This window comes from Pseudomonas sp. S150 (genome assembly GCF_004526365.1).
Taxonomy (GTDB): domain Bacteria; phylum Pseudomonadota; class Gammaproteobacteria; order Pseudomonadales; family Pseudomonadaceae; genus Aquipseudomonas; species Aquipseudomonas putida_A.
Map to the genome: position 1 here is coordinate 5,134,139 of NZ_CP038207.1, position 26,491 is coordinate 5,160,629.

The window sequence follows — 26,491 nt, forward strand, 5'->3', positions numbered from 1 at the left end:
CAAAAGAGGCTTGAATAAAAATTTCAGTGCACAAGTGTACATTCATGTCCTTGGTGCTGTGACTTTCACCACAACGCAATAGTCTATGAGTAGGCTGCCGGTACGAGGCATGAACGCGTCGATCGGCCGGGAAGATTTGCCCCACCTGCCGCATGGGATTATTGAGGAGCTCGCATGACCAAACAAAACGCCTTTACTCGGGAAGACCTGCTGCGCTGCAGTCGCGGTGAGCTGTTCGGCCCAGGTAACGCGCAACTGCCCGCCCCGAACATGCTGATGGTGGATCGCATCACCCTGATCAGCGAAGAAGGCGGCAAGTACGGCAAAGGTGAATTGGTCGCCGAGCTGGATATCAACCCTGACCTGTGGTTCTTCGCGTGCCACTTCGAGGGCGATCCGGTGATGCCGGGCTGCCTGGGTCTGGACGCCATGTGGCAACTGGTCGGCTTCTTCCTGGGCTGGCAAGGCCTGCCGGGCCGTGGCCGTGCGCTGGGTTCGGGCGAAGTGAAATTCTTCGGCCAGGTCCTGCCGACCGCCAAGAAAGTCACCTACAACATTCATATCAAACGCGTCCTCAAGGGCAAGCTGAACCTGGCCATCGCCGACGGTTCGGTGACTGTCGACGGTCGCGAAATCTACACCGCCGAAGGCCTTCGCGTCGGCGTGTTCACCTCCACTGACAACTTCTAAGGGTTATTCGCATGCGCCGCGTCGTTATCACTGGTCTGGGCATTGTTTCGTGCCTGGGCAATGACAAAGAGACCGTCTCCGCTAACCTGCGTGCAAGCCGCCCTGGCATCCGGTTCAACCCGGAATATGCTGAAATGGGTCTGCGTAGCCAGGTTTCCGGCTCCATCGACCTCAACCTTGAAGAACTGATCGATCGCAAGATCTATCGTTTCGTCGGCCACGCAGCGGCTTACGCCTACCTGGCCATGAAAGACGCGATCACTGACTCCGGCCTGACCGAAGAGCAAGTGTCCAACCCGCGTACCGGCCTGATCGCCGGCTCGGGCGGCGCGTCGACTCTGAACCAGATGGAAGCGCTGGACATCCTGCGCGAGAAAGGCGTGAAACGCGTTGGCCCATACCGTGTAACGCGGACCATGAGCAGCACCGTTTCCGCGTGCCTGGCCACGCCGTTCAAGATCAAGGGCCTGAACTACTCCATCGCTTCTGCCTGCGCCACCAGTGCTCACTGCATCGGTACCGCCATGGAACAGATCCAGATGGGCAAGCAGGACATCGTCTTCGCCGGTGGCGGTGAAGAAGAGCACTGGAGCCAGTCGTTCCTGTTCGACGCGATGGGCGCCCTGTCCAGCAAGCGTAACGACACCCCGGAACAAGCCTCCCGCGCCTACGACGCCGACCGTGACGGTTTCGTCATCGCTGGCGGTGGCGGCATGGTCGTGGTTGAAGAGCTGGAACACGCTCTAGCCCGTGGCGCCAAGATCTACGCTGAAATCGTTGGCTACGGCGCAACGTCCGACGGCTACGACATGGTTGCCCCAAGTGGCGAAGGCGCGATCCGCTGCATGCAGATGGCAATGTCCACCGTCGACACCCCAATCGACTACCTGAACACCCACGGCACCTCGACTCCGGTCGGCGACGTCGCGGAAATGAAAGGTGTGCGTGAAGTGTTCGGCGACAAGGCTCCAGCGATCAGCTCGACCAAGAGCCTGTCCGGTCACTCCCTGGGCGCCGCCGGCGTTCACGAAGCGATCTACTGCATGCTGATGATGGAAGGCAACTTCATCGCCGGTTCCGCCAACATCGACGAGCTAGACCCTGAAGTGGCCGATCTGCCGGTGCTGACCAAGACCCGCGAGAACGCCACCATCAACACCGTGATGAGCAACAGCTTCGGCTTCGGCGGCACCAACGCCACGCTGGTGCTGAAGCGCTGGGAAGGCAAATAAGCCCCCGCTGCTGAGCCACACATGAAAACGCCCCGACTGGTTCGGGGCGTTTTTTTTCGTCTGGAGAAAGTCGCCAGGCACTCCGCTTTCCCTTGTGGGAGTGGGCTTGCTCGCGAAAGCGCTGGCTCAGGTATGAAGGTGGCGACTGACACTCCGCTTTCGCGAGCAAGCCTGCTCCCACAGGGGATATCAGTGCGCCTGAAAATGAAACTTCTGTCATGAAACCTTGCACCCTGCGACCGAATGTCGCGGATTACGCGGGCTGCAGCACTGTTGCAAAAACCGCAACAACACCTTGCGCAAATCAAACGTTTACTTAGCAAGCTAACAAATCATATAAAAGAGTCCTGCACACGCCTTGCTGCAGATAACTTGAGATTTGGAGCTAGCAGATGACTGTAAAAGTAACTGAACGCGACGATTCACACATGTCCCACGAAGGCGTAGCCGCCGGTGTACGGATCTGGGATGTGCATCAACAAGACTTGCTGGTCGGCATGTTCCACAACGAGATCGATGCCCACAACTACAAGGCCGAACTCGAACTGCAAGAACAGCAACGGGATCTGAAATCCGCTTAGGCGAATATTGAACCTGTGGCGAGGGAGCTTGCTCCCGCTGGGGCGCGAAGCGGCCCTGCTCTTCAACTCAAGAGCAGAGGCCTGCTACGCAGTCCAGCGGGAGCAAGCTCCCTCGCCACAGTTTGGGTTGTTACAGCTTTATCGGTTTACCACATCAGGTCATCAGGGATCTGATAGGCCGCGTACGGATCGTCCTCGGCATTGACCTCTTCGGTCTGCACGTTGAGCTGCACGATACGTTGCGGGTCGCGCTCCTGGATCTTCAGGGCCGCTTCACGAGGGATCACTTCGTAGCCGCCGGCATGGTGCACGATGGCCAGCGAGCCGCTGCTGAGCTTGTTGCGCATCAGCGTATTGACCGAGATGCGCTTGACCTTCTTGTCGTCGACGAAGTTGTAGTAGTCCTCGGTGGTCAGCTTCGGCAGACGCGAGACTTCGATCAACTGCTTGACCTGCGCGGCACGGGCCTTGGCCTCGGCTTTCTCCTGCTGCTGACGGTTCAACTCCTGGTCGCGCTTGACCTTCTCGGCCATGGCTTCCTGAGCGGCGCGCTGCTGCGAATCATCCAGCTCGGCCTGCCCTTTGTGGGCCAGACGCTGTTGCTTCTGCTTGTCTTTGCTGACCTGCTTGGCCTGCTTTTGGTTGACCAGACCTGCTTTGAGCAACTGGTCGCGAAGGGAAAGGCTCATTAATGCTTACTCACTTGGGCAACGGCTCAGCCGCAGCTGGGCAAATTCTTTTCCTGACGTTTGGCTTCACCCCACAGGGCGTCCAACTCTTCGAGGGTGCAATCTTCCATGGGACGACGGGTGTCGCGCAATGCCTGTTCGATAAAACGGAAACGTCTTTCAAACTTGGCGTTGGCGCCACGCAGCGCGGTTTCCGGATCGACCTTCAGGTGCCGGGCCAGATTGACCACGGAAAACAGCAGATCACCGATCTCGTCAGCCACCGCGTCGGGATCGTTTTCGGACATGGCTTCGAGCACTTCATCGAGCTCTTCGCGCACCTTGTCCAGCACCGGCAGTGCATCCGGCCAGTCGAAGCCGACCTGCCCGGCGCGCTTTTGCAACTTGGCCGAACGCGACAGTGCCGGCAACGCGGCGGGCACGTCATCGAGCAGTGACAGCTGCTCGGGCACGGCGGATTTCTCCGCGCGTTCTTCGGCCTTGATCTCTTCCCAACGCTGCTTGACCTGTTCTTCATTCAGCCGTGGCACATCCAGCGGCGCGTACAGATCGCCGGTGGGGAACACGTGCGGATGACGACGGATCAGCTTGCGCGTGATGCTGTCGATCACTCCGGCAAATTCGAAGCGCCCTTCTTCCCGGGCCAACTGGCTGTAATAGACCACCTGAAACAACAGATCACCCAGCTCGCCCTGCAAGTGATCGAAGTCGCCGCGTTCAATGGCGTCAGCCACTTCATAGGCTTCTTCGAGGGTATGCGGGACGATGGTCGCGTAGGTTTGCTTGATGTCCCACGGGCAACCGAACTGCGGATCGCGCAGGCGGCTCATCAGGTGGAGCAGGTCTTCAAGTGAATACATCTGTCATGCCTCTACACAAAACCAATGTGGGAGCGGGCTTGCTCGCGAATGCGGTGTGTCATTCAGCGCAAATATCGACTGACACGCCCTCTTCGCGAGCAAGCCCGCTCCCACCTTCGAACGAAGCCATCTTCACGGAGTACGGTTACGCCGCGTCTCGATGATGTTCGGCAACTGCGAAATCCGCCCCAGCAAGCGCCCCAGCGCATCCAGCCCGGGAATCTCGATGGTCAGCGACATCAGCGCGGTGTTGTCTTCCTTGTTCGAGCGGGTATTGACCGCCAGCACGTTGATCCGCTCATTGAGCAGCACCTGCGAGACGTCACGCAGCAGACCGGAACGGTCGTAGGCGCGGATGACGATGTCCACCGGATAGGTGAGCACCGGCACCGGGCCCCAACTGACCTGGATGATCCGCTCCGGCTCGCGCCCGGCCAGTTGCAGCACCGAGGCGCAGTCCTGCCGGTGAATGCTCACGCCGCGGCCCTGAGTGATGTAGCCGACGATCGCGTCGCCCGGCAGCGGCTGGCAGCAGCCGGCCATCTGCGTCATCAGGTTGCCGACACCCTGGATCTGAATGTCGCCGCGCTTGCCCGGCTTGTAGCCAGTGGCCTTGCGCGGAATCAGCTCCAGCTGTTCGTTGCCACGCTCCGGCTCGACCAATTGCTGCGCCAGGTTGACCAGTTGCGCCAGACGCAGGTCGCCGGCACCGAGGGCGGCGAACATGTCTTCGGCGGTTTTCATGTTGGCCTTTTCGGCCAGCTTGTCGAAATCCACCGCCGGCAGACCGAGGCGATTGAGTTCGCGCTCGATCAGGGTTTTACCGGCCGCGACGTTCTGGTCACGGGCCTGCAACTTGAACCAGTGAACGATCTTCGCCCGCGCCCGCGAGGTGGTGACGTAACCCAGGTTCGGGTTCAGCCAGTCACGGCTCGGCGTACCGTGTTTGCTGGTGATGATCTCGACCTGCTCACCGGTCTGCAGGCTGTAGTTGAGCGGCACGATCCGCCCGTTGATCTTCGCGCCACGGCAGTTGTGCCCGATTTCGGTGTGCACGCGGTAGGCGAAGTCCAGCGGCGTCGCCCCCTTCGGCAAATCGATGGCGTGGCCGTCGGGGGTGAAGATGTACACCCGGTCCGGTTCGATATCGACCCGCAGCTGTTCGGCCAGACCACCGATGTCGCCCAGCTCTTCGTGCCATTCGAGCACCTGCCGCAGCCAGGAGATTTTCTCTTCGTAGTGGTTCGAGCCGGATTTGACGTCGGTGCCCTTGTAGCGCCAGTGCGCGCAGACGCCGAGCTCGGCCTCCTCGTGCATCGAGTGCGTACGGATCTGTACTTCCAGCACCCTTGCCTTCCGGACCGATTACCGCGGTGTGCAGCGAGCGGTAGCCGTTCTCTTTCGGGTTGGCGATGTAGTCGTCGAATTCCTTCGGGATGTGCCGCCACAGGGTGTGGACGATGCCGAGCGCGGTGTAGCAGTCGCGCATTTCCGGCACCAGCACGCGCACGGCGCGCACGTCGTAGATCTGGCTGAACTCCAGACCCTTGCGCTGCATTTTGCGCCAGATCGAATAGATGTGTTTCGCCCGGCCGCTGATGTCGGCGTCGACGCCGGTGGCCTGCAATTCGTCCTTGAGCTGGGTCATCACATCGCTGATGAACCGCTCACGGTCCAGCCGCCGCTCATGGAGCAGCTTGGCGATCTGTTTGTATTGATCGGGTTCCAGGTAACGGAAGGACAAGTCCTCCAGCTCCCACTTGATATGACCGATGCCGAGTCGGTGCGCGAGCGGCGCATAGATGTCGAAGACTTCCCGGGCGACGCGGTTGCGCTTCTCGTCGTCAGCGGTTTTCACCGCGCGAATGGCGCAGGTACGTTCGGCCAGTTTGATCAGCGCGACACGAACGTCGTCGACCATCGCCACCAGCATCTTGCGCAGGTTTTCCACCTGGCCCTGAGTGCCCATCACCATCGACTGGCGCGGGCTGAGGCTGGCACTGATTGCCGCCATGCGCTGCACGCCGTCGATCAGTTTGGCCACGACGGGACCGAAGCGCTGGCTGACCGCCGCGAGTTCGATCTGACCTTCGCGGACGCCGCGATACAGCACCGCCGCGACCAGCGAATCCTGATCGAGTTTGAGGTCGGCGAGGATCTCGGCGATCTCCAGTCCCGTGCTGAAACTGCCGGAGCCTTCGGCCCACAGATTCTTCTTGGCATTGGACTGCTGTTCGGCCTCGCGAGCGAACTCGCAGGCTTCTTTCAAGGCTTCGCGATCCAGTGCCATGTCGACACTGACCGCGTGATCGAGCCAAGCCTCGAGATTGATACTGCCGTCAGTGTTGATCGGCTGGTGTGCTCTCACCTGTACCATGCTGCTTTACCTTCCCTACGACGCAGATTCAATGCGTCAAATCGCTGACCCTCAACGCCCGTATGCGCTCGCGGGGCTAAAGCGAGCGCCGCCCGGACAGGTCAGACGGATTCAGACGAGCCATCCTGGCTCGCTTCAAATAACGCCATGGCCTCGACATGTGCCGTCTGAGGAAACATATCGAGAATCCCGGCACGTTTTAACCGGTAGCCCTGCTTGATCAATTCGACCGTATCGCGCGCCAGAGTTGCAGGGTTGCACGATACATACACCAACCGTTTGGCACCCAGGGTCGCGAGCTTGCGCACCACCTCGAAAGCACCGTCACGCGGTGGGTCCAAGAGTACCGCAGAAAAGCCGTTTCCGATCCACTGGGCATCGGTCAAAGGCTGGGATAAATCGGCTTGAAAAAACTTTGTGTTATGCAAATTGTTGCTAGCAGCATTGGCAGCGGCACGGTCGACCATGGTCTGCACGCCCTCTACCGCCACCACTTCACGCACGCTTTTGGCCAGCGGCAAGGCGAAGTTGCCCAGACCGCAGAACAGGTCGAGTACGCGCTCGTCACCGGTCGGCTTCAGCCAGTCCAGCGCCTGCGCGACCATCGCCTCGTTGACCCCGGCGTTGACCTGGATGAAATCCCCTGGCCGCCAGGCCAGATCCAGATCCCACTGCTCCAGGCGATAGCCCAGCGCCTGCGTGGCATCCACCGGTTGCGGCTGGCCTTCGCCATGCAACCACAGTTGCGCTGCATGGAACTGGCAGAAATCCTTGAGGATCGTCAGGTCGGCTTCGGACAGTGGCGCCATGTGTCGCAACAACACCGCCAGCGATGAACCACTGAACAACTCGACATGCCCCAGCGCCTGCGGTTTGCTCAAACGACGGAGCATCTCCGGCAAACGGGTCATGATCGGTTGCAAGGGCTGTACCAGCACCGGGCATTCGTTGATGGCGACGATGTCCTGACTGCCGGCAGCGCGGAAACCGACTTCAAGCTGCTTGGCTTTCATGTCCCAGCGCACGGCGATCCGCGCGCGGCGGCGATAGCCGAATTCCGGGCCAGTCAACGGCGCAGCCCATTCGTCAGGCGCGACCCCGGCGACCTTCGACAGCTGCTCGGCGAGCATGCGCTGTTTCAGGGCAAGCTGTTCGGTGTGGGGCAAATGCTGCACGCTGCACCCGCCGCAGCGGCCGGCATGCTGACAGGCTGCCGGGCGACGCAATTCGCTGGCCTTGAACACGCGCTCGGTGCGCGCCTCGACCACTTTTCCGTGGGCGCCAAGTACCCGCGCCTCGACCTCTTCACCGGCAAGGGCGCCGAGGACGAACCAGGTTTTGCCTTCGAAAAACGCGATGCCGCGACCGTCATTGGCCAGGCGCTCGATGTTCAAGCGCTGTTTTTTGCCGGTCGGAATTTGCGCGGCCTTGCCGCCGCCGGTGGGCTGGAAGCGCAGGCCTCTCTCGTGCTTGGCCATCAGTTGGGCGCGTCGAAAATGCCGGTCGACAGATAACGGTCGCCACGGTCGCAGATGATCGCGACGATCACCGCGTTTTCAACTTCTTTGGACAGGCGCAGCATCGCTGCCACCGCACCACCCGAGGACACGCCACAGAAGATGCCTTCTTCGCGGGCCAGACGCCGGGTGACGTCTTCGGCCTCGCTTTGCGCCATGTCGACGATGCGGTCAACGCGATCAGCCTGATAGATCTTCGGCAGGTATTCCTGCGGCCAGCGACGGATGCCGGGAATGGCCGAGCCTTCCATCGGTTGCAGCCCGATGATCTGCACGCTGTCGCTCTGCTCTTTCAAGTAGCGCGAGACACCCATGATGGTGCCGGTGGTGCCCATCGAACTGACGAAATGGGTGATGGAGCCCTGGGTCTGACGCCAGATTTCCGGGCCGGTGGTGGTGTAGTGCGCCTCCGGATTATCGCCGTTGGCGAACTGATCAAGCACTTTGCCACGGCCTTCGGCTTCCATCCGCTGGGCGAGATCGCGAGCGCCTTCCATGCCCTCTTCCTGGCTGACCAGAATCAGCTCGGCACCGTAAGCGGTCATCGCCGCCTTGCGCTCGGCGCTGGAGTTGTCAGGCATGATCAGGATCATCTTGTAACCCTTGATCGCGGCGGCCATGGCCAGCGCAATCCCGGTGTTGCCCGAGGTCGCTTCGATCAGCGTGTCACCGGCGTGGATCTGCCCGCGCAGTTCGGCACGGGTGATCATCGACAGCGCCGGACGGTCCTTGACCGAACCCGCCGGGTTGTTCCCTTCGAGCTTGAGCAACAGGGTGTTGCTGGTGGCACCGGGCAGGCGCTGCAAACGCACCAGCGGAGTGTTGCCGACGCAATCGGCGATGGTTGGGTACTGCAGGGTCATGGCGTATTCGCAATCCAGACGTGCGGGGGCGCCTATCATACCGGCAAACGTTCGCAGGCCATATCACGCAAAGTGCGGTGCTTATGGTTTCTGGGAATAAGCAGATGAATGTCGCACCGGTGGTGCGACTTTTGAGTTCAGCGGTGAATCGAAGGGCCCCTTCGCGAGCAAGCCCGCTCCCACAGGAGGGTGACGGTGTTGGTTATACAATCTGCGGACGACACACATCCAAAGTGGGAGCGGGCTTGCTCGCGAAGGCGTCAGCCGTCACGCCGCCGTCATCGGCAATCAGCCGAAAATTCAAGCGCAACCCTGCCCCACCATTCTCCGCCCACACCATCCCGCCCTGGCGCTGCACCGCATTCCTCGCAATGCTCAACCCCAGCCCAAACCCGCCATCCCCCGGGCGCGAGCCGTCGAGGCGGGTGAAGGGCGAGAAGATCCGTTGCAGATCGCCCTCGGCCACCCCGCCGCCCTGATCCTCCAGCCATAAATGCCAGTAATCGCCGTCACGCCGTCCATCGAGGCGCACGATGCCGCCCTCGGGCGAATGCCGAATGGCGTTGCGCAGAATGTTCTCCAGCGCCTGCGCCAAAGTATTGAGGTTGCCGCGCACCCAGCACGACGCCGGCACCGCGCACTGCAATTGCAGGCTCAGCCAGCCGCTTTCATAACAGGCGTTGTCGGTGAGCATTTCCCACAGCGCCTGAATCTGGATCGCCTCGTCCGGCAGCGGCGCACGCTCGGTGTCGAGCCACGCCAGTTGCAGGGTGTCTTCGACCAGTCGTTGCATGCCGTCGACTTCACGGCCGATGCGCTCGCGCAGTTGCCGTAGATCCTGTTCGCTTTCACTGGCCACGCGCAGCCGGCTCAGCGGCGTGCGCAGTTCATGGGACAGGTCGCGCAGCAATTGCTGTTGCAAGGCGACGGTGGATTGCAGGCGTTCGGACATTGAATCGAAGGCCCGCGCCAGTTCACCGAGTTCGTCCGGGCGCTGGGTAATGCCGCTCGACAGACGCACATTCAATTGGTCGGCACGCCACGCATTGGCCTGCTTGCGTAGATTGTTCAGCGGCACCACCAGCAAGCGATACAGGCCGACACACAGCAACAGAGTGAACAGCCCCGGAATCAAACCATTGGTAATCACCCGCCAGAACACCCGGTATTTCCCCGGCAGGAAGCGCTCGGGCAACTCGATTACCAGACTGCCGGCGGACGGATTCTGCGGAAATGGTACGCGCAGCCATGGCCGGCCTTGCTTGTGGATCGGCCAGTCGAGGCCGCGTAAAAAGGTCAGGTGCTGGATTTCCTGTTCATTCAGCGGATCGCTGCTCAACGACTGCAGATTGCGGTCGATCACCCCGACCCAGGCGGCCTCACGCAGCTCCATGCTCTGCAACCAGTTATCGACCCCGTCACGCTCACCGCGCTGCCACGCCCGCTCGGCTTCGCCGGCATAGCGGCTGAGGGTGCCGCGCGCCTCGTCGGAGAGATACTGGTTGCGCTCTTCCATGTAGCGGCCCCAGGACCAGCTCAGCCAGATCATCAACAGACAGAACGCTACCAGCAGACACGCCAGTTTCCAGAACAGCGAATGCCGCCCCGGCAGGTCAGAGATTTTCATCGGTGGCACTCAGCACATAACCCTTGCCCCACACCGTGCGCACTTCCCGTTCGGTGTAACCGATGGCCTTGAGTTTGCGGCGGATCTGGCTGATGTGCATGTCGAGGCTGCGGTCGTGGGCCGCATAGCCACGTTGCAGCACATGCTGATAAAGGAAGGCCTTGCTCAGCACTTCTTCGTCGTTGCGATTGAGGGTTTCCAGCAGACGGTATTCGCTGCGAGTCAGACCGGCGGCTTTTGCGTTATAGAAGACTTCGCATTGTTCGTCGTCGAAGCGCAGCGCGCCGTGGATCGTAGCCGGGGCAATCGCTGCCGGACGTCGATCCAGCGCCACCCGGCGCAGGATCGCTTCGATCCGCACATGCAACTCGGCCATGCTGAACGGCTTGGGCAGGTAATCATCGGCGCCCAGGCGAAAACCGCTGATGCGATCGGCCTCGGCGCCCAGCGCCGACATCAGCAGCACCGGCGTCGAATGGCTCTGGCGCAATTGCGTCAGCACCTTCAGGCCGTCGAGCCCCGGCAGCAGAATGTCCATCAGCACCACGTCGAACGGCTGGTGACGCGCAATGTTCAGCCCTTCCTGACCGTTCTGGCACCAGGTCACCGCAAAGCCGCTGCGGCCCAGATGCTCGTGAACATAGGCGCCCAGCACCGGGTCGTCCTCAATGGCGAGAATGCGTGGCAGGTCGGTGGAAACAGGAGTCATGAGTATCTGCTAATAATTCTCAGTTGGCCGATTATTCAAGATTGCCCGCCATCGGGCAACCCAAGCTTGACCGGCCGGACAAACGCGCCAGGCCGCGCCGACCAATGGCGACATGATTTTTCCGAAGATTGCCCGCCTGCAAATCGCTACACTGCGCCAATGTCGCGTGCCGGACGCACGTGCGAGTCAACAGTTCAGCGGGATGCAGGAGATGGGTGTGCTCAAGAAACTGGGAATCAAAGGTCGCGTGTTGTTGCTGACCCTGTTGCCCACCAGCCTGATGGCGTTGGTGCTCGGTGGCTATTTCACCTGGATGCAACAGTCCGATTTGCAGACCCAATTGATGCAGCGCGGTGAAATGATCGCCGAACAACTGGCGCCGCTGGTGGCGCCCGCCATGGGCCACGGCAACACCGATCTGCTCGAACGCATCGCCACCCAGTCCCTCGAACAACCTGACGTGCGCGCCGTCACCTTCCTCGCCCCCGACCGCACACCGCTGGCGCACGCCGGCCCGACCATGCTCAATCAGGCGCCCAGCGGTGACAGTGCACAACTGCAACGGCGCAGCGGCAATGACGCCACCCGTTACCTGATGCCGGTGTTCGGCAAGCATCGCAACCTCGCTGGTGATCTGATCCCCGAAGAATCCGACCGTCTGCTCGGCTGGGTCGAACTGGAGCTGTCGCACAACGGCATGCTGCTGCGCGGTTATCGCAGCCTGTTTGCCAGCCTGCTGCTGATTGCCGCCGGTCTGGCGGGCGCGGCCCTGCTCGCGTTGCGCATGGGCCGCACCATCAACCGCCCGCTGAGCCAGATCAAACAGGCAGTTGCCCAGCTCAAGGACGGTCATCTGGAAACCCGCCTGCCACCGCTCGGCAGTCAGGAACTGGACGAGCTCGCCTCGGGCATCAACCGCATGGCCGGCACCCTGCAGAACGCTCGCGAAGAACTGCAGCACAGCGTCGATCAGGCCACCGAAGACGTGCGGCAGAATCTGGAAACCATCGAGATCCAGAACATCGAACTGGATCTGGCACGCAAAGAGGCGCTGGAGGCGAGCCGGATCAAATCCGAGTTCCTCGCCAACATGAGCCATGAGATCCGCACGCCGCTCAACGGCATTCTCGGTTTCACGCATCTGTTGCAGAAAAGCGAACTGACGCCGCGCCAGCTCGACTATCTGGGCACCATCGAAAAGTCCGCCGACAGCCTGCTGGGGATCATCAACGAGATTCTCGATTTCTCGAAGATCGAGGCCGGCAAACTGGTGCTCGACCACATCCCGTTCAACCTGCGCGATCTGCTGCAGGACACCCTGACCATCCTGGCCCCGGCCGCCCACGCAAAGCAGTTGGAGCTGGTGAGTCTGGTCTATCGCGACACGCCGCTGTCACTGGTCGGCGACCCGCTGCGCCTCAAGCAGATCCTCACCAACCTGGTCAGCAACGCGATCAAATTCACCCGCGAAGGCACCATCGTCGCCCGCGCCATGCTTGAAGAAGAACACGAAGACAGCGTGCAGTTGCGCATCAGCATTCAGGACACCGGCATCGGCCTGTCGAGTCAGGACGTGCGCGCGTTGTTCCAAGCGTTCAGTCAGGCCGACAACTCGCTGTCGCGCCAACCCGGCGGTACCGGTCTGGGTCTGGTGATCTCCAAGCGTCTGATCGAACAGATGGGTGGCGAAATCGGCGTCGACAGCACCCCGGGCGAAGGCTCGGAATTCTGGATCAGCCTGAGCCTGCCGAAAACCCGCGACGACAGCGAAGACCTGCCGGGCCCGCCGCTGCTCGGGCGTCGCGTGGCGGTGCTGGAAAATCACGAACTGGCACGTCAGGCGCTGCAGCATCAACTGGAAGACTGCGGCCTCGACGTCACGCCGTTCAATACGCTGGAGAGCCTGACCAACGGCGTCACTGGCGCGCATCAGACCGATCAGGCGATCGACCTTGCGGTGCTCGGCATCACCAGCAACGACATGCTCCCGGAGCGCCTGAACCAGCACATCTGGGATCTCGAACACCTCGGTTGCAAAGTGTTGGTGCTGTGCCCGACCACCGAACAGACGCTGTTCCATCTCTCGGTGCCCAACCCGCACAGCCAGCTCCAGGCGAAACCGGCCTGCACGCGCAAACTGCGTCGGGCGTTGGCCGATCTGGCCAATCCACGCCAGCCGCGCAACGAGCCGGGTGAACCGCTGTCGAGCCGTGCACCGAAAGTGCTGTGCGTCGACGACAACCCGGCCAACCTGTTGCTGGTGCAGACTCTGCTCGAAGACATGGGCGCCAAGGTTCTGGCCGTGGAAAGCGGCTACGCAGCAGTCAAAGCGGTGCAGAGCGAATCCTTCGATCTGGTGCTGATGGACGTACAGATGCCGGGCATGGACGGACGCCAGACCACCGAAACCATTCGCCAGTGGGAAAGCGAACGGCATAGCACACCGCTGCCGATCGTCGCCCTCACCGCCCACGCCATGGCCAACGAAAAACGCGCCTTGCTGCAAAGCGGCATGGATGACTATCTGACCAAGCCGATCAGCGAGCGGCAACTGGCGCAAGTGGTGCTGAAGTGGACCGGTCTGGCCTTGCGCAATCAAGGAACGGAACGGGCCAGCGACAGCGCGGCGGGTGGCAGTGAGTTGCCGGTGCTCGACCACGAAGAAGGCTTGCGTCTGGCCGCCGGCAAGGCCGATCTGGCAGCCGACATGCTGGCGATGCTGCTTGCCTCACTGGAGGCTGACCGCGAAGCCATTCGTGCCGCCAGTGAAGCCCGCGATCAGAATGCACTGATCGAGCGCGTGCATCGCCTGCACGGTGCGACCCGATATTGTGGCGTGCCGCAGTTACGCGCGGCCTGTCAGCGCAGTGAAACCCTGCTCAAACAGGGCGATCCGAAGGCAGTGGTGGCGCTGGAAGAACTGGAGCGGGCGATCAATCGACTCGCGACCCAGGCCAGGATCAGCGCCTGATCCACGGCAATGCCGGCAGCGGCATCCGCCGTTAAAGTGGTGGCCGTCAACGCTGACTCGCCACCCCGTTCCAGGAGGAATTCATGCGCACGCTCGTTTTCAGCAGCCAGACCTATGACCGCGACAGCTTCCTCGGCGCCGAATGCCCGACCGGGATAGAACTGCACTTTCAACCGGCCCGGCTCAATCTCGACACCGCCGCCCTGGCCGAGCAGCACGAGGTGGTCTGCGCCTTCATCAATGACGACCTCAGTGCGCCGGTGCTGGAGCGCCTCGCCGCCGGTGGCACACGGCTGATCGCCCTGCGCTCGGCGGGCTACAACCATGTTGATCTGCTCGCGGCAAAACGCCTCGGGCTGGCCGTGGTGCGGGTACCGGCCTACTCGCCACATGCGGTGGCCGAACACGCGGTGGCGCTGATTCTGGCACTCAACCGACGCCTGCACCGCGCCTACAACCGCACCCGCGAAGGCGATTTCACGCTGCACGGCCTGACGGGTTTCGATCTGGTGGGCAAGACCGTGGGCATCGTCGGCACCGGGCAGATCGGCGCGACGTTCGCGAAAATCATGCACGGTTTCGGTTGCCAATTGCTGGCCTACGACCCGTACCCAAACCCTGAGATCGTGGCGCTGGGCGCCCGTTACCTGAGTCTGCCGGAGCTGCTCGCGCGGTCGCGGATCATCAGCCTGCACTGCCCGCTCAACGCCCAGAGCAAACACTTGATCAACCGCGAGTCACTGGCACACCTGCAACCGGGGGCGATGTTGATCAACACCGGACGCGGCGGCCTGGTCGACACGCCGGCGCTGATCGACGCCCTGAAGGACGGTCAATTGGGCTATCTGGGACTGGATGTGTATGAAGAAGAGGCGCAGCTGTTTTTCGAGGATCGCAGCGACTTGCCGTTGCAGGACGACGTATTGGCGCGGCTGCTGACCTTCCCGAACGTGATCATCACCGCGCATCAGGCGTTTCTGACCCATGAAGCGCTGGGCGCGATTGCCGCGACCACCCTGCACAACATCGCGACCTGGGCTGCAGGTGCACCGCAGAACCAGGTCGAGGGTTGAAGGCTTGCCGGTTTACTTCGGCGACAGCGACGAGGCCAGGATCAGCAACGCCAGCCAGCCAAAACCGAAAAAGCGCTGCTTCATCGAATGACCGTTACGCAGCAGGAACCAGACAAAGACCATCGGCAGCAGGAACACCATGATCTTCAACCAGCCTTCCACCGGACGCGAACCGTCGGCGTTGGGCTGAAGTTGAGGTGCGGGTTCCGGTTGCCGGCGGCGGCGACCGACCGCCGCCGGTGAAACGCGCGGCGCGGGCTCAGGGGCTGGTGGCGGGATAAACGCCTCGGGCACGGATTTATTGCGCGGCAGGCTGCCAAATGAAATCGTCGCGGCGGCGGCTTGCGCCGGTGTGTGCTCATGCTGCTGCGCCATCGGAGCACCACAATGAATGCACGCCTTTGCTTCCGAGCTGATGCTCCGCTTGCATTCATAACATTCGATCAGCGCCATGTTCCGTTCCCTCAGAGTGAAGGGCGGCAGTTTGCCATGAGCGCCGGACGATTTGAACCGGATCGAAGGTCGCACGTGTACGCCATCCTGCAATCCAGCCCGTGCTAGCATGTCGCGCAGATTTGGAGGACCCATGGTCGAACACGATTTCCGCTACACCCTGATGAACCCGCAACACACCCTCACCGAATGCCGCGCCCTCGTACCGGGCCGCTATCAGGTCACCGGCAACGGTGGCTCGATCCGCAACGGTGACGTCCTGTTGGTCACCCTCAAAGGCAGCAAGGACTTGTCCATGCGCCTGACCGTCGACACCGTGCGCCACCTGATCAATCCGCCGGGCCAATGGACCGCGATGACCACCGGCCCGGTATTCGGCGAACTGGCGATCCACACCTGGCAGGTCAACTGCGACAGCTGCGCCAAAGAGCTGAACTTCGAGTTCGCGGTGGACGCCAAGCTGGGCAAGACCGCCGAGAAACCGGCCGCCACGGCGCGCATCGCCGAGCTGGGCTGGAAAGCCGTCGGCGACAAGCACCTGTGCCCGAAATGCCAGGAGCCTGCGTGATGAAACGCCTTGCCCTGCCGCTGCTGGTCGGTGCCGCTCTGGTGGGCTGCGCCGCAGAGCCTGTGCAATTGCAGCAAAATCGCAGCTACATTCTGGAGTGGATCGGCGAGCGGCCATTGATGGATTACAGCCATCTGACCGTGACCCTCGGTGACGATGGCCGCGCGTATGGCAATGGCGGCTGCAACCACTGGTTCGCACCGTACACCCTCGAGGGTGACAAGCTGAGCTTCGGCCCGATCGGCAAGACCCGCAAACTCTGCGCCCCGGCGCTGATGGAGCAGGAACAACGCTTCCTGCAGGCGCTGCAAGGCGTTGAGCGCTGGGATATCTCGCCGATCGAGCAGATGCGCTTCTGGCCGGCCGAAGGCAAGCCGTTGCGTTGGTGGCTGGAAGAGGGTTAACCCTCAAGAACGCCAAACCCTCACCCTAACCCTCTCCCAAAGGGAGAGGGAACTGATTGGGGGGTTCTGAAAGTGTGCGCCGACTTGAAGGATCTTCGCTGAATCCATAATCGACACGATCTTCCAGGTCGATGGAAGCGCCAGACACCTCGGTCAGCTCCCTCTCCTTCTGGGAGAGGGCTGGGGTGAGGGTTGCTCTTTAGAGGCAGCTCACTTTGTCGCCTGCAACGCCTCCAGCTTGGCCATCACCCCCGCCGCCGTCTGCTCGCCCATCAACTGCTCACGCACCTTGCCCTTGTTGTCGATGATGTAGGTCACCGGCAAGGCCTCACTGCGCGGCAGGTCGAACAGGTCCGCCGGATCCTGCGCCAGCACGGTGAACTTGATGCCCAGCTTCTCGCTGGCGCTCTTCAGGTCTTCACCCTGGACGTTGTCGAAGTTGACCCCGAACACGCCGATGTTCTTGCTCTTGAGTTCGTCAGCCAAATGATTGAGCTCAGGAATTTCCGTGCGGCACGGGCCACACCATTCGGCCCAGTAATTGATGACTACCCATTGTTTGTCCAGACGCTCGGACGCAACCTTCTGACCATTCTGGTCAATGCCGTAGTCATTGCCGCAGCCCCCCAGCATCAACGCCCCGATTATCGTCAATGCCGCTGCCAATCGCCGTGTCATGTCATGTTCCCTGGTCAAAAATTGAATGCGCCTGCGACCCATCGCCTCTGAAGGTTCTGGATTGCGCGCTGCACAGTTAGAATAGCCGCCACTTTACGCCAGAAGCGACCCGCCATGACCGATCTGACGCTTTATCACAATCCGCGCTGCTCGAAATCCCGCGGCGCGCTGGAACTTCTCGAGGCCCGTGGCCTGACCCCGAACGTGGTGCGTTACCTCGAAACCCCGCTGAATGCGGTGCAAATCAAGGCACTGCTCGGCAAGCTCGGGATCAGCGCGCGTCAGTTGCTGCGCAACGGAGAAGATGAATACAAAATGCTTCAGCTGGCTGACGAAAGCCTCAGCGAAGCGCAATTGATCGACGCCATCGCCCAGCATCCAAAACTGATGGAACGACCGATTCTCGAAGTCGGCGACAAGGCTGTGATCGGTCGTCCGCCGGAAAATGTGCTGGAGCTGCTGCCGTGAGCGCGCCGTACATTCTGGTTCTGTATTACAGCCGCAACGGCTCGACCAACGAGATGGCCCGGCAGATCGCCCGCGGTGTCGAACAGGCCGGTCTCGAAGCGCGCCTGCGTACCGTGCCGGCAATTTCCACCGAGTGCGAAGCGGTGGCCGCTGACATTCCCGACGAAGGCGCGCTGTATGCCACGCTCGATGACCTGAAGAATTGCGCGGGTCTGGCTCTCGGCAGCCCAACGCGCTTTGGCAACATGGCCGCGCCGCTCAAGTACTTCCTCGACGGCACCAGTAACCTGTGGCTGACCGGTGCACTGGTCGGTAAACCGGCCGGCGTCTTCACCTCCACCGCCAGCCTGCACGGCGGCCAGGAAACCACCCTGCTGTCGATGATGCTGCCGCTGTTGCACCACGGCATGCTGATCACCGGCCTGCCGTATAGCGAGTCGGCGCTGCTGGAAACCCAGGGCGGCGGTACGCCGTATGGCGCCAGTCATCACGCCGGGGCCGATGGCAAAAAAGGTCTCGATCAGCACGAGATGGCGCTGTGTCGCGCACTCGGCGCACGCCTGGCCAAGACCGCGCAAAAACTGGAGGGCTAAGGGTGGCGAAGAAGCCGAAAGTCCTGCCCTCCGTCGAGTGGCTCGAACCCCGCGTCAAGGCGATGCGGATCGTCAGCCTGTTGTGCTTCTTCGGCCTCGCCGGGCTGCTTGCCGCTTACTACCTGGTGTTCGCCGACCTGCACGGCGCCCGACCGTGGGTGATCCTGCTGGTCGAGCTGATCCCGTGGCTGATCCTTGCGCCGGGGATGCTGATGGGCAACGCGCGTGCGCACTCGTGGATGTGCTTTGTGGTGAATCTGTATTTCATCAAGGGCGCACTGGCAGCGTATGACCCGAACCGGCAACTGTTTGGCGTGCTGGAGATGGCCGCGAGCCTGGCGCTGTTCTGCTCGGCGCTGCTGTATGTGCGGTGGCGGTATCAGTTGAATCGCAAGCTGGCTGGCGAGGGCGAGATTTCCGCCGCCTGAGCTGACGCCTTCGCGAGCAAGCTCGCTCCCACAGTTTTTGTGTCGATCACAATATTGTGTTTCAACAAGAATCCTGTGGGAGCGGGCTTGCTCGCGAATGGGGCGATGCGGTCTTAATGGTTGACGGTGTACGCCAGCATCATCGAAATCTGGCTCATCGGCCGCCCGCCACTCTGTTCATGCCACTGATTGAACGCGTTCTGCACAATCGCCAGATCGCGCAGACTGGTCGGCGCCTTGTCGACGATCTTCTGTGCATTCAGCGCCGCGACCACGTCGTAGCTCGGCACGAACGTGTCCTTGCCGACCATGCGCAGGAAGCGCGGCGCCGACAGCCCGCCCAACTGACTCCCGTGCTTTTTCAGGTAGGTCCACAGACCGACGATATCGGTCACCGGCCAGTCGGCGATCAGCGCGCCGAAACTGCCCTTGTCCTTTTCCACATCGAGGATGAACTGGGCATTGCGCGGCACGCTCTTGAGCTTGCCCAGGTGGCGAATGATTCGCGCGTCCTGCATCAGGCGTTCGAGGTGTTCGGCGCTCATCAGCACGACTTTTTCCGGGTCGAACCTGAAGAACACTTCTTCGAAGGCCGGCCACTTGGCGTCCACCAGGCTGTGCTTCAGACCAGCGCGAAACACGCGCAGGGCCATGGTCGAGAGGTAACGATCGTCGCTGATCTTGCGCAATTGCGCGGGAGTCTTGGGAACGGGCAGATGGGCTTCCAGTTCAGCCGCCGAACCGAAGCGGTTCAGACAGTATTCGTGCAGCCACTTGTAATCGCGCATGCCCTCTCCTATTGAATGAAACAAAAAACCAATGTGGGAGCGGGCTTGCTCGCGAAGACTGAGTGTCAGTCGGCGCATATAGCGACTGATACACCGCCTTCGCGAGCAAGCCCGCTCCCACAGGGACAGTGTTTACAGATTGACCACGTTGACGAAGCGCGAAGCCGCCGTTTCGTCGATCTTCAGGCTGGTGAAGTCGAACAGGTTGCGGTCGGCCAGTTGCGACGGCACCACGTTCTGCAGACTGCGGAAGATGCTTTCAGTTCGGCCCGGAGTCTTGCGCTCCCAGTCCTGAAGCATTTCCTTGACCACCTGACGCTGCAGGTTTTCCTGCGAACCGCAGAGGTTGCACGGGATGATCGGGAATTCCTTGAAGTCCGAGTAGGCCTGGATGTCTTTCTCGTTGCAGTAGGCCAGCGGACGGATCACCACGTTGCGCCCGTCGTCGGCGCGCAGCTTGGGCGGCATCGCCTTGAGGGTGCCGTTGAAGAACATGTTGAGGAAGAACGTCTCGACGATGTCATCGCGGTGGTGACCGAGGGCCATTTTGGTCGCGCCGATTTCGTCAGCAAAGGTGTACAGCGTGCCGCGACGCAGGCGCGAGCACAGCGAGCAAGTGGTCTTGCCTTCCGGGATCAGTTCCTTGACCACCGAGTAGGTGTCCTTCTCGACGATGTGGTACTCGACGCCCAGCTCTTTCAGGTAGGCCGGCAGTACGTGCTCGGGGAAACCCGGCTGCTTCTGGTCCATGTTCACTGCGACGATCTCGAACTTGATCGGTGCAACCTTCTGCAGGTGCAGCAGCACGTCGAGCATGGTGTAGCTGTCCTTGCCCCCGGACAGGCAGACCATGACCTTGTCGCCGTCTTCGATCATGTTGAAATCGGCGACCGCTTCGCCGGCCAGGCGGCGCAGGCGCTTTTGCAGTTTGTTCTGGTTGACCGTAAGAGTGCCCATGACGCGAAATCCGTGAGGTGTGACGAAAGGCGGGCATTTTACGCAAAAACCCGGGGAGCACGAAGGGCCGTGGGTCTGTCACTTTCAACCGATCCCCTGTGGTGAGGGAGCTTGCTCCCGCTGGGGTGCGAAGCGCCCCCAAACCTGCAGCCGTTATTTTCCTGACTCACCGAACCGCAAGGATTGGCGACTGCTGCGCAGCCGAGCGGGAGCAAGCTCCCTCGCCACAGAGTCGATCCGGCCTCAAATGTGCAAGACCCTGCCGCGATTACCCCGCCGGTTTACAGCGCGATTTGCTCTAAGCCCCTAGTCCCTGTGCGGTTAAGTCCTTTCTATACTGCGACATAAGGTCGCACACATCTGAAGACCTGAATTTGCTCGGCCACCTTTGGCCCGTAGGCGCTCCGCTGGGGGGCGATGGCAATAACAAGAGGAGTGACTGGCATGATCCATCACGTAGTGGGACTTTTTACCCACCCCGATCAGGAATGGAAGGAAATCCGTGGCGACCAAGAGGAAAGCATCAGCCACATGTACCTGACGCACACGCTGATCCTGGCGGCGATTCCGGCGGTTTCGGCGTTTATCGGCACCACTCAGGTCGGCTGGGTGATCGGCAATCGCGCACCGGTGATGCTCACCGTGGAAAGTGCGATCTGGATGACCGTGATGTCGTACCTGGCGATGCTCGGCGGGGTCGCGGTGATGGGCGCGTTCGTGCACTGGATGGCCCGCACCTATGACGCCAACCCGAGTCTGGCCCGTTGCGTGGCATTCGCCACCTACACCGCGACACCGTTGTTCGTCGGCGGGCTGGCGGCGCTGTATCCACACATGTGGCTGGGAATGATCGTCGGCACGGCGGCCATCTGCTACACGGTGTATCTGCTGTACGTGGGGCTGCCGACGTTCATGAACATTCCATCGGATGAAGGCTTCCTGTTTTCCAGCTCAGTGCTGGCGGTGGGTCTGGTGGTGCTGGTGGCCATCATGGCGTTCACCGTGATTGTCTGGGGCCTCGGCGTGGGGCCGGTGTACACCAACTGACAGGTTTTACCCCCGAGAACAACAAGATCTGCCAATACAGGCCGCCGCAAGGCGGCCTTCTCGTTTAGCGGATGACCATTCGGCAGGTCAGCGATTCGCAAGTCAGGAACGTTGCGGCATACTCGACGCCTCTGGAGATCCATCAAGCATGCCCGAGCAACTCAATACCCGCGTCGAAGACTGTTACCAACTCGCTGAAGCCTTTTTCAAACGTCATTTCCAACGCCCGGTCGTCAGCCTCAAGCTGCGCGGGCAAAAAGCCGGTGTCGCGCATCTGCACGAGAACCTGCTGCGCTTCAACCCGCAGCTGTACCGGGAAAACACCGAACACTTCCTCAAGCAGACCGTGGCCCACGAAGTCGCGCACCTGATCGCCCATCAACTGTTCGGCGACCGCATCCAGCCGCACGGCGAGGAGTGGCAACTGATCATGCGCGGGGTTTACGAACTGCCGCCGGATCGCTGCCACACCTACGCAATCAAACGCCGCAGCGTGACCCGCTACATCTACAAATGCCCGTGCGCCGACAGTGATTTTCCGTTTTCGGCGCAGCGTCATAGTCTGGTGCGCCAAGGGCGACGGTATTTATGCCGTAGATGCCGCAACACTTTGGTGTTCAGTGGTGAGATGCGGGTGGAATAGCCGGTTTGGTGTTGTCGCCGCCGACGCCTTCGCGAGCAAGCCCGCTCCCACATTTTGAAATGCATTCCCCTGTGGGAGCGGGCTTGCTCGCGAAAGGGCCGGCACAGACGCTAGAGAATCACCTTGGCACGCCGCAACTGGGCAATCTGCTCAGCATCAAACCCCAACTCCCCCAACACCTGCTCAGTATGCTGTCCCAACCCTGCGCCGACATGCCGCGGCGCCGGCAGCGCTTCGGAGAACTTCAGCGGACAGGCGATCTGCGCCTGGGTCGTGCCATCGCCACGCGGCACCTGGGTCACCAGTTCACGCGCCTGCAACTGCGGATGCTGCACCGCCTCGCTCAGGTTCAAGACCGGTTCGACACAGGCATCGACCTCGGCAAACAACGCGCGCAGCTCGGCAAAGTCGTGCTTCTCGAATTCGACTTTCAACGCATCCTTCAATAACCGTTGCTGCTCGGGTTTCGGCGACAAGCCCTGCGCCGCCAGCTCCGGCCGGCCCAACGCCGTACACAGCTGCTGCATGAACCCCGGTTCCAGACTGCCCACCGACAGCCAGCGCCCGTCGCGCGAGCGGTAGTAGTCGTAGAAGCTGCCGCCATTGAGCATCTGCTCTTCCCAATGCGGTTCGTCGCCACAGGCCAGATAGCCGGCACCGGCCATGGCGTTCAGGCTGAAGGCGCAATCGGTCATGCTCACGTCCAGATGCGTGCCCTGCCCGGTCTGCTGCCGGGCGATGACCGCCGCCAGCAGGCCGATCACCCCATGCAGCGAACCACCCGCGATATCCGCCACCTGCACGCCCAGCGGCAACGGCCCGCTGTCGGCGCGGCCGGTGTAACTGGACAGACCGGCCAGGGCGAGGTAGTTGATGTCATGTCCGGCGCGATCCTTGTACGGCCCGGTCTGGCCGTAGCCGGTGATCGACACGTAAATCAGCTTCGGGTTGATCGCCTTCAGCGCCTCATAACCCAGACCCAGACGCTCCATTACACCGGGGCGGAACTGCTCGAGGACAATGTCGTAGTCGGCCAGCAACTGCCTGACCACCTCCAGCGCCTCAGGCTGTTTGAGATCCAGCGCCAGACTGCGCTTGTTGCGGTTGAGGTAAGCGTGGCTGGCGGACACACCTTGATCATGCGGCGGCAACACCCGCAGCAGGTCCATGCGCGTCGGCGACTCGATGCGCAGCACTTCGGCGCCCATGTCCGCTAGCAACAGCGAGGCGAATGGCCCTGGCAGCAGGGTCGAGAAATCCAGAATCTTCAGTGAGGCCAGCGGCGCGGACATGGGCGAACTCCTTGGGCGATGCACCCAGCCTAGGCAGCGATGCCGCGCACGGCAATCACCGGATGCATCAGCGGCAGTGACCGTAATGCTCAAATCGCAGGCAATAAAAAACCCCTGTAGCGAGGGGATTCATCCCCGATGGACTGCGCAGCAGTCCCCTTCTATCTAAGAAGGGGCCGCTTCGCGACCCATCGGGGATGAATCCCCTCACCACAAGGGCTCTCAGACTCCAGCATTACACTGGAGCCAATTCAGATTACTTGACGTTGCTCGGAGTAGCACCTTCAGCCACACCCAGGTCATCTTCCGGACGAGTATCAACGATACCGCGACCGCCCGAAGCCAGCTCGGATTGCAGCACGTCGGTGTCCAGCTCTTTCACCCACTTGGCAACCACGATGGTCGCCACGGCGTTGCCGACCAGGTTGGTCAGGGCGCGGGCTTCGGACATGAAGCGGTCGATACCGAGGATCAGCGCCAGACCGGCCACCGGCAAGTGACCGACTGCCGACAGGGTGGCGGCCAGCACGATGAAGCCCGAACCGGTCACACCGGCGGCGCCTTTGGAGGACAGCAGCAACACCACCAGCAGGGTGATCTGATGGGTGATGTCCATGTGCGTGTCGGTGGCCTGAGCAATGAACACTGCAGCCATGGTCAGGTAGATCGCGGTACCGTCGAGGTTGAACGAGTAACCGGTCGGGATCACCAGACCCACGACGGATTTCTTCGCGCCCAGACGCTCCATCTTGATCAGCATGCGTGGCAGTACCGATTCCGAAGACGAAGTACCGAGTACGATCAGCAGCTCTTCACGGATGTAGCGAATCATCTTCAGCACGCTGAAGCCGTGCATGCGGGCGATGGCACCCAGCACGATCAGGATGAAGGCCAGGCAGGTGATGTAGAAGCAGGCCATCAGTTGACCCAACTGCACCAGCGAGCCGACACCGTAAGCACCGATGGTGAACGCCATCGCGCCGAAGGCACCGATTGGCGCGAGCTTCATGATCATGTTGATGATGTTGAACATCACGTGGGCGAAGCGATCGATGAAGTCGAGGATCGGACGGCCATAGTCACCCAGGCGATGCAGGGCGAAACCGAAGATCACCGAGAACATCAGCACTTGCAGGATGTCACCAGTGGCGAACGCGCCGACGATGGTGGTCGGGATCACGTTGAGCAGGAAGCCGACTACGCTCTGGTCTGCACCTTGCTGCACGTAGGTCGCGACTTTCGAGGCGTCCAGGGTGCTGACGTCGATGTGCATGCCGTTGCCCGGCTGCACGATGTTGACCACGATCAGGCCGACCAGCAGGGCGATGGTCGAAACGATTTCGAAGTACAGGAGTGCATAACCGCCGGTCTTGCCGACCGACTTCATGCTTTGCATGCCAGCGATGCCGCTGACCACGGTGCAGAAGATGATCGGGGCGATGATCATTTTGATCAGCTTGATGAACCCGTCACCCAGTGGCTTTACCGCCACACCGAACTGCGGGTAGTAGTGACCAAGGGCAATACCGATGATGATCGCGACGATCACCTGGAAATACAGGGATTTGTACAGTGGCTGACGAGTCGTCATTGCAAGTGTCCTCAAGCGTCCCGCGGGCAACATCCATCTGTTGGGCGCAGAACCTGAATTGCGAACCCTCCTGCACTGGAGGGATTTGTTGTTCGAGCGGCGCTATTCCCGCGGAATAGACGCACACTTCTGTCGCTCTTATCGCAAACGCCGTGCCACTTTGGTGCAATTCGCTGCAAGCCTTTTGATATCAGGGGATGCAGAGTATTTTTTGTCACTGCCCGGTGACGCCAGTGTGGCGGATTTCCGCCAAGTCAGCGGATCTCGTCCTACAATTTGGCGGAAATCCGCCTTGTTGCCCTGCGCATGCCCCGGCTACCATCCGGCGCTTGAGGAAGGATCTGCCGCTTATGCGCGAACGCACCATCGACAGTCATTTCGCCCGTGCCGCCCTCGGTGGCGCACGCCGTTCGGGCTTCGACTATTCGCCGCTGCTGCAGCAACTGGGCATCAGCCCCGAGTTGCTCGATGAACCTCGGGCGCGCATCGCCCCGGAGCAATTCACCCAGTTGATCCAGAGTCTGTGGCTGGCGCTGGATGACGAATACCTGGGCTTTGGCAACGCGCCAAGCAAACCCGGCAGCTTCGCGATGATGTGCCACGCGCTGATCCACTGCCGCAATCTGGAGAAGGCACTGCAACGCGGTTTATTGTTTTATAGCCTATTCCCCGAGGCTCCGCGCCTGAGCCTGAGCCGCGAAGACGAATGGGTGCGCCTGAGCCTTGATGACTCGCAGTTATGGGACCCGGATCACTTTCTCAGCGAGAGCCTGCTGGTGATCTGGCATCGCCTCGGCAGTTGGCTGATCGGCCAGCGGATTCGTCTGGAGCAGGCCACCTTCAGTTATCCGAAACCGGCGCACGCTGCCGAGTACGACCTGCTGTTCCCTTGCCCGCTGGTGTTTTGCGCCCAGCAAAGCAGCCTGTTGTTCCACAGTCGCTATCTGTCGATGCCGCTGTTGCAGGACGAACGCACCCTCAAGCACTTTCTCGAACGCTCACCCGCCGACCTGCTATCGCGCCCGGACGACGGCGACAGCCTCAGCAGTCGCCTGCGCCGCTTGCTCAGCCGCGACAGTGCGCAGTGGCCGGACCTCGAAGCGGTGGCCGCGCAGCTGCACATCAGCCCGCAAACCCTGCGTCGGCATTTGCGTGAGGAAGGCAGCAGTTTTCAGGAATTGAAGGATCAGTTGCGCCGGGACATCGCGATCTATCATCTGGGACGGGCGGATCTGTCGTTGCAACAGATTGCCGAGCAGTTGGGGTTTTCCGAACCGTCGGCGTTTCACCGGGCGTTCAAGAAATGGACCGGGCTGACACCGGGGGCTTATCGGGCGCAGGAGCAGTGAGGCTTTAACGTCAAAAGCCCCTCACCCTAACCCTCTCCCGGAG

At 61.3% G+C, this 26,491-nt stretch carries 25 protein-coding genes and 1 pseudogene; 13 read left to right on the forward strand and 13 right to left on the reverse strand.

The window, feature by feature from the left end:
* Positions 1-174: 174 nt before the first annotated feature.
* From fabA to E3Z29_RS23790, 3 genes are all read left to right on the forward strand, one after another.
* Entirely contained in the window at positions 175-690 is a 516-nt protein-coding gene (gene fabA, locus E3Z29_RS23780; RefSeq protein ID WP_003227150.1) for a 3-hydroxyacyl-[acyl-carrier-protein] dehydratase FabA, read from the forward strand.
* Positions 691-701: 11 nt separating this feature from the next.
* The gene (gene fabB / locus E3Z29_RS23785) at positions 702-1,922 is read left to right on the forward strand and encodes a beta-ketoacyl-ACP synthase I (RefSeq protein WP_007968959.1); all 1,221 of its coding nucleotides are present in this window, start codon (positions 702-704) and stop codon (positions 1,920-1,922) included.
* 392 nt (positions 1,923-2,314) lie between these two features.
* Positions 2,315-2,503 (forward strand): hypothetical protein, encoded by a 189-nt coding sequence (locus tag E3Z29_RS23790; RefSeq protein ID WP_003227153.1) that lies wholly within the window; start codon positions 2,315-2,317, stop codon positions 2,501-2,503.
* Between the two features lie 146 nt (positions 2,504-2,649).
* Here the strand turns inward: E3Z29_RS23790 and E3Z29_RS23795 are convergent, their stop codons facing one another.
* From E3Z29_RS23795 to E3Z29_RS23825, 7 genes and pseudogenes are all read right to left on the reverse strand, one after another.
* Positions 2,650-3,192 (reverse strand): DUF2058 domain-containing protein, encoded by a 543-nt coding sequence (locus tag E3Z29_RS23795; protein WP_007968960.1) that lies wholly within the window; start codon positions 3,190-3,192, stop codon positions 2,650-2,652.
* 26 nt (positions 3,193-3,218) lie between these two features.
* Positions 3,219-4,052: a nucleoside triphosphate pyrophosphohydrolase gene (gene mazG / locus E3Z29_RS23800; protein ID WP_134787099.1), complete on the reverse strand. Its 834-nt coding sequence runs from the start codon at positions 4,050-4,052 to the stop codon at positions 3,219-3,221.
* Positions 4,053-4,184: 132 nt separating this feature from the next.
* Positions 4,185-6,429: pseudogene (relA, locus tag E3Z29_RS23805) on the reverse strand (GTP diphosphokinase).
* A gap of 101 nt (positions 6,430-6,530) precedes the next feature.
* Complete coding sequence (rlmD, locus tag E3Z29_RS23810; RefSeq protein WP_134787100.1) at positions 6,531-7,907, reverse strand: 23S rRNA (uracil(1939)-C(5))-methyltransferase RlmD; 1,377 nt, start codon at positions 7,905-7,907, stop codon at positions 6,531-6,533.
* On the reverse strand, positions 7,907-8,809 hold the full coding sequence (gene cysM / locus E3Z29_RS23815) for a cysteine synthase CysM (protein ID WP_045122014.1): 903 nt from the start codon (positions 8,807-8,809) through the stop codon (positions 7,907-7,909). Before cysM ends, rlmD begins: the two co-directional genes overlap by 1 nt.
* Before the next feature lie 202 nt (positions 8,810-9,011).
* Complete coding sequence (locus E3Z29_RS23820) at positions 9,012-10,436, reverse strand: sensor histidine kinase (protein ID WP_134787101.1); 1,425 nt, start codon at positions 10,434-10,436, stop codon at positions 9,012-9,014.
* Positions 10,423-11,145 (reverse strand): response regulator transcription factor, encoded by a 723-nt coding sequence (locus E3Z29_RS23825; RefSeq protein WP_134787102.1) that lies wholly within the window; start codon positions 11,143-11,145, stop codon positions 10,423-10,425. Before E3Z29_RS23825 ends, E3Z29_RS23820 begins: the two co-directional genes overlap by 14 nt.
* Before the next feature lie 217 nt (positions 11,146-11,362).
* On the opposite strand from E3Z29_RS23825, the gene E3Z29_RS23830 reads away from it, so the two are divergent.
* Positions 11,363-14,116, forward strand: coding sequence for a response regulator (locus tag E3Z29_RS23830; protein ID WP_098968440.1), 2,754 nt, complete (start codon positions 11,363-11,365; stop codon positions 14,114-14,116).
* An 83-nt stretch (positions 14,117-14,199) separates the two neighbouring features.
* The gene (locus E3Z29_RS23835; RefSeq protein WP_134787103.1) at positions 14,200-15,189 is read left to right on the forward strand and encodes a 2-hydroxyacid dehydrogenase; all 990 of its coding nucleotides are present in this window, start codon (positions 14,200-14,202) and stop codon (positions 15,187-15,189) included.
* A gap of 12 nt (positions 15,190-15,201) precedes the next feature.
* Here the strand turns inward: E3Z29_RS23835 and E3Z29_RS23840 are convergent, their stop codons facing one another.
* Positions 15,202-15,642, reverse strand: coding sequence for a hypothetical protein (locus E3Z29_RS23840; RefSeq protein ID WP_098965080.1), 441 nt, complete (start codon positions 15,640-15,642; stop codon positions 15,202-15,204).
* Positions 15,643-15,775: 133 nt separating this feature from the next.
* Between E3Z29_RS23840 and E3Z29_RS23845 the strand changes: the two genes are divergently transcribed.
* Both E3Z29_RS23845 and E3Z29_RS23850 read left to right on the forward strand, forming a co-directional pair.
* Positions 15,776-16,210: a hypothetical protein gene (locus tag E3Z29_RS23845; protein ID WP_025112952.1), complete on the forward strand. Its 435-nt coding sequence runs from the start codon at positions 15,776-15,778 to the stop codon at positions 16,208-16,210.
* A complete protein-coding gene (locus E3Z29_RS23850; protein ID WP_098965082.1) occupies positions 16,210-16,614 on the forward strand; it encodes an META domain-containing protein in 405 nt (134 codons plus the stop codon). Before E3Z29_RS23845 ends, E3Z29_RS23850 begins: the two co-directional genes overlap by 1 nt.
* Positions 16,615-16,824: 210 nt before the next feature.
* On the opposite strand, the gene E3Z29_RS23855 is transcribed toward E3Z29_RS23850, so the two are convergent.
* The gene (locus E3Z29_RS23855) at positions 16,825-17,292 is read right to left on the reverse strand and encodes a TlpA disulfide reductase family protein (RefSeq protein ID WP_096796797.1); all 468 of its coding nucleotides are present in this window, start codon (positions 17,290-17,292) and stop codon (positions 16,825-16,827) included.
* A gap of 114 nt (positions 17,293-17,406) precedes the next feature.
* Here E3Z29_RS23855 and arsC point away from each other — a divergent pair, with 114 nt between their 5' ends.
* From arsC to E3Z29_RS23870, 3 genes are read left to right on the forward strand one after another with little or no spacing between them, the layout of a single operon-like run.
* The gene (gene arsC, locus E3Z29_RS23860; RefSeq protein ID WP_134787104.1) at positions 17,407-17,760 is read left to right on the forward strand and encodes an arsenate reductase (glutaredoxin); all 354 of its coding nucleotides are present in this window, start codon (positions 17,407-17,409) and stop codon (positions 17,758-17,760) included.
* A complete protein-coding gene (wrbA, locus tag E3Z29_RS23865; protein WP_134787105.1) occupies positions 17,757-18,353 on the forward strand; it encodes an NAD(P)H:quinone oxidoreductase in 597 nt (198 codons plus the stop codon). The genes arsC and wrbA overlap by 4 nt, the downstream gene beginning before the upstream one ends.
* A gap of 2 nt (positions 18,354-18,355) precedes the next feature.
* Positions 18,356-18,781: a DUF2069 domain-containing protein gene (locus E3Z29_RS23870; protein ID WP_098965087.1), complete on the forward strand. Its 426-nt coding sequence runs from the start codon at positions 18,356-18,358 to the stop codon at positions 18,779-18,781.
* A 113-nt stretch (positions 18,782-18,894) separates the two neighbouring features.
* Here the strand turns inward: E3Z29_RS23870 and E3Z29_RS23875 are convergent, their stop codons facing one another.
* Complete coding sequence (locus E3Z29_RS23875; RefSeq protein ID WP_098965089.1) at positions 18,895-19,569, reverse strand: DNA-3-methyladenine glycosylase I; 675 nt, start codon at positions 19,567-19,569, stop codon at positions 18,895-18,897.
* 132 nt (positions 19,570-19,701) lie between these two features.
* On the reverse strand, positions 19,702-20,526 hold the full coding sequence (ttcA, locus tag E3Z29_RS23880) for a tRNA 2-thiocytidine(32) synthetase TtcA (RefSeq protein ID WP_041067551.1): 825 nt from the start codon (positions 20,524-20,526) through the stop codon (positions 19,702-19,704).
* A 444-nt stretch (positions 20,527-20,970) separates the two neighbouring features.
* Here ttcA and E3Z29_RS23885 point away from each other — a divergent pair, with 444 nt between their 5' ends.
* Both E3Z29_RS23885 and E3Z29_RS23890 read left to right on the forward strand, forming a co-directional pair.
* On the forward strand, positions 20,971-21,573 hold the full coding sequence (locus E3Z29_RS23885) for a Yip1 family protein (RefSeq protein WP_007917515.1): 603 nt from the start codon (positions 20,971-20,973) through the stop codon (positions 21,571-21,573).
* 148 nt (positions 21,574-21,721) lie between these two features.
* Positions 21,722-22,216: a SprT family zinc-dependent metalloprotease gene (locus E3Z29_RS23890; RefSeq protein WP_003227192.1), complete on the forward strand. Its 495-nt coding sequence runs from the start codon at positions 21,722-21,724 to the stop codon at positions 22,214-22,216.
* A 110-nt stretch (positions 22,217-22,326) separates the two neighbouring features.
* On the opposite strand, the gene E3Z29_RS23895 is transcribed toward E3Z29_RS23890, so the two are convergent.
* Both E3Z29_RS23895 and E3Z29_RS23900 read right to left on the reverse strand, forming a co-directional pair.
* A complete protein-coding gene (locus E3Z29_RS23895) occupies positions 22,327-23,508 on the reverse strand; it encodes a CaiB/BaiF CoA-transferase family protein (RefSeq protein WP_134787106.1) in 1,182 nt (393 codons plus the stop codon).
* Positions 23,509-23,764: 256 nt separating this feature from the next.
* Positions 23,765-25,099 (reverse strand): dicarboxylate/amino acid:cation symporter, encoded by a 1,335-nt coding sequence (locus E3Z29_RS23900; RefSeq protein ID WP_024164441.1) that lies wholly within the window; start codon positions 25,097-25,099, stop codon positions 23,765-23,767.
* Positions 25,100-25,449: 350 nt separating this feature from the next.
* Between E3Z29_RS23900 and E3Z29_RS23905 the strand changes: the two genes are divergently transcribed.
* The gene (locus E3Z29_RS23905; RefSeq protein WP_134787107.1) at positions 25,450-26,448 is read left to right on the forward strand and encodes an AraC family transcriptional regulator; all 999 of its coding nucleotides are present in this window, start codon (positions 25,450-25,452) and stop codon (positions 26,446-26,448) included.
* Positions 26,449-26,491: the final 43 nt, after the last annotated feature.

Coding starts and splice junctions, on each gene's coding strand:
- fabA (WP_003227150.1), top strand. CDS start 175: ATGACCAAACAAAACGCCTTTACTCGGGAAGACCTGCTGCGCTGCAGT.
- fabB (WP_007968959.1), top strand. CDS start 702: ATGCGCCGCGTCGTTATCACTGGTCTGGGCATTGTTTCGTGCCTGGGC.
- E3Z29_RS23790 (WP_003227153.1), top strand. CDS start 2,315: ATGACTGTAAAAGTAACTGAACGCGACGATTCACACATGTCCCACGAA.
- E3Z29_RS23795 (WP_007968960.1), bottom strand. CDS start 3,192: ATGAGCCTTTCCCTTCGCGACCAGTTGCTCAAAGCAGGTCTGGTCAAC.
- mazG (WP_134787099.1), bottom strand. CDS start 4,052: ATGTATTCACTTGAAGACCTGCTCCACCTGATGAGCCGCCTGCGCGAT.
- rlmD (WP_134787100.1), bottom strand. CDS start 7,907: ATGGCCAAGCACGAGAGAGGCCTGCGCTTCCAGCCCACCGGCGGCGGC.
- cysM (WP_045122014.1), bottom strand. CDS start 8,809: ATGACCCTGCAGTACCCAACCATCGCCGATTGCGTCGGCAACACTCCG.
- E3Z29_RS23820 (WP_134787101.1), bottom strand. CDS start 10,436: ATGAAAATCTCTGACCTGCCGGGGCGGCATTCGCTGTTCTGGAAACTG.
- E3Z29_RS23825 (WP_134787102.1), bottom strand. CDS start 11,145: ATGACTCCTGTTTCCACCGACCTGCCACGCATTCTCGCCATTGAGGAC.
- E3Z29_RS23835 (WP_134787103.1), top strand. CDS start 14,200: ATGCGCACGCTCGTTTTCAGCAGCCAGACCTATGACCGCGACAGCTTC.
- E3Z29_RS23840 (WP_098965080.1), bottom strand. CDS start 15,642: ATGGCGCTGATCGAATGTTATGAATGCAAGCGGAGCATCAGCTCGGAA.
- E3Z29_RS23845 (WP_025112952.1), top strand. CDS start 15,776: ATGGTCGAACACGATTTCCGCTACACCCTGATGAACCCGCAACACACC.
- E3Z29_RS23850 (WP_098965082.1), top strand. CDS start 16,210: ATGAAACGCCTTGCCCTGCCGCTGCTGGTCGGTGCCGCTCTGGTGGGC.
- E3Z29_RS23855 (WP_096796797.1), bottom strand. CDS start 17,292: ATGACACGGCGATTGGCAGCGGCATTGACGATAATCGGGGCGTTGATG.
- arsC (WP_134787104.1), top strand. CDS start 17,407: ATGACCGATCTGACGCTTTATCACAATCCGCGCTGCTCGAAATCCCGC.
- E3Z29_RS23875 (WP_098965089.1), bottom strand. CDS start 19,569: ATGCGCGATTACAAGTGGCTGCACGAATACTGTCTGAACCGCTTCGGT.
- ttcA (WP_041067551.1), bottom strand. CDS start 20,526: ATGGGCACTCTTACGGTCAACCAGAACAAACTGCAAAAGCGCCTGCGC.
- E3Z29_RS23885 (WP_007917515.1), top strand. CDS start 20,971: ATGATCCATCACGTAGTGGGACTTTTTACCCACCCCGATCAGGAATGG.
- E3Z29_RS23890 (WP_003227192.1), top strand. CDS start 21,722: ATGCCCGAGCAACTCAATACCCGCGTCGAAGACTGTTACCAACTCGCT.
- E3Z29_RS23895 (WP_134787106.1), bottom strand. CDS start 23,508: ATGTCCGCGCCGCTGGCCTCACTGAAGATTCTGGATTTCTCGACCCTG.
- E3Z29_RS23900 (WP_024164441.1), bottom strand. CDS start 25,099: ATGACGACTCGTCAGCCACTGTACAAATCCCTGTATTTCCAGGTGATC.
- E3Z29_RS23905 (WP_134787107.1), top strand. CDS start 25,450: ATGCGCGAACGCACCATCGACAGTCATTTCGCCCGTGCCGCCCTCGGT.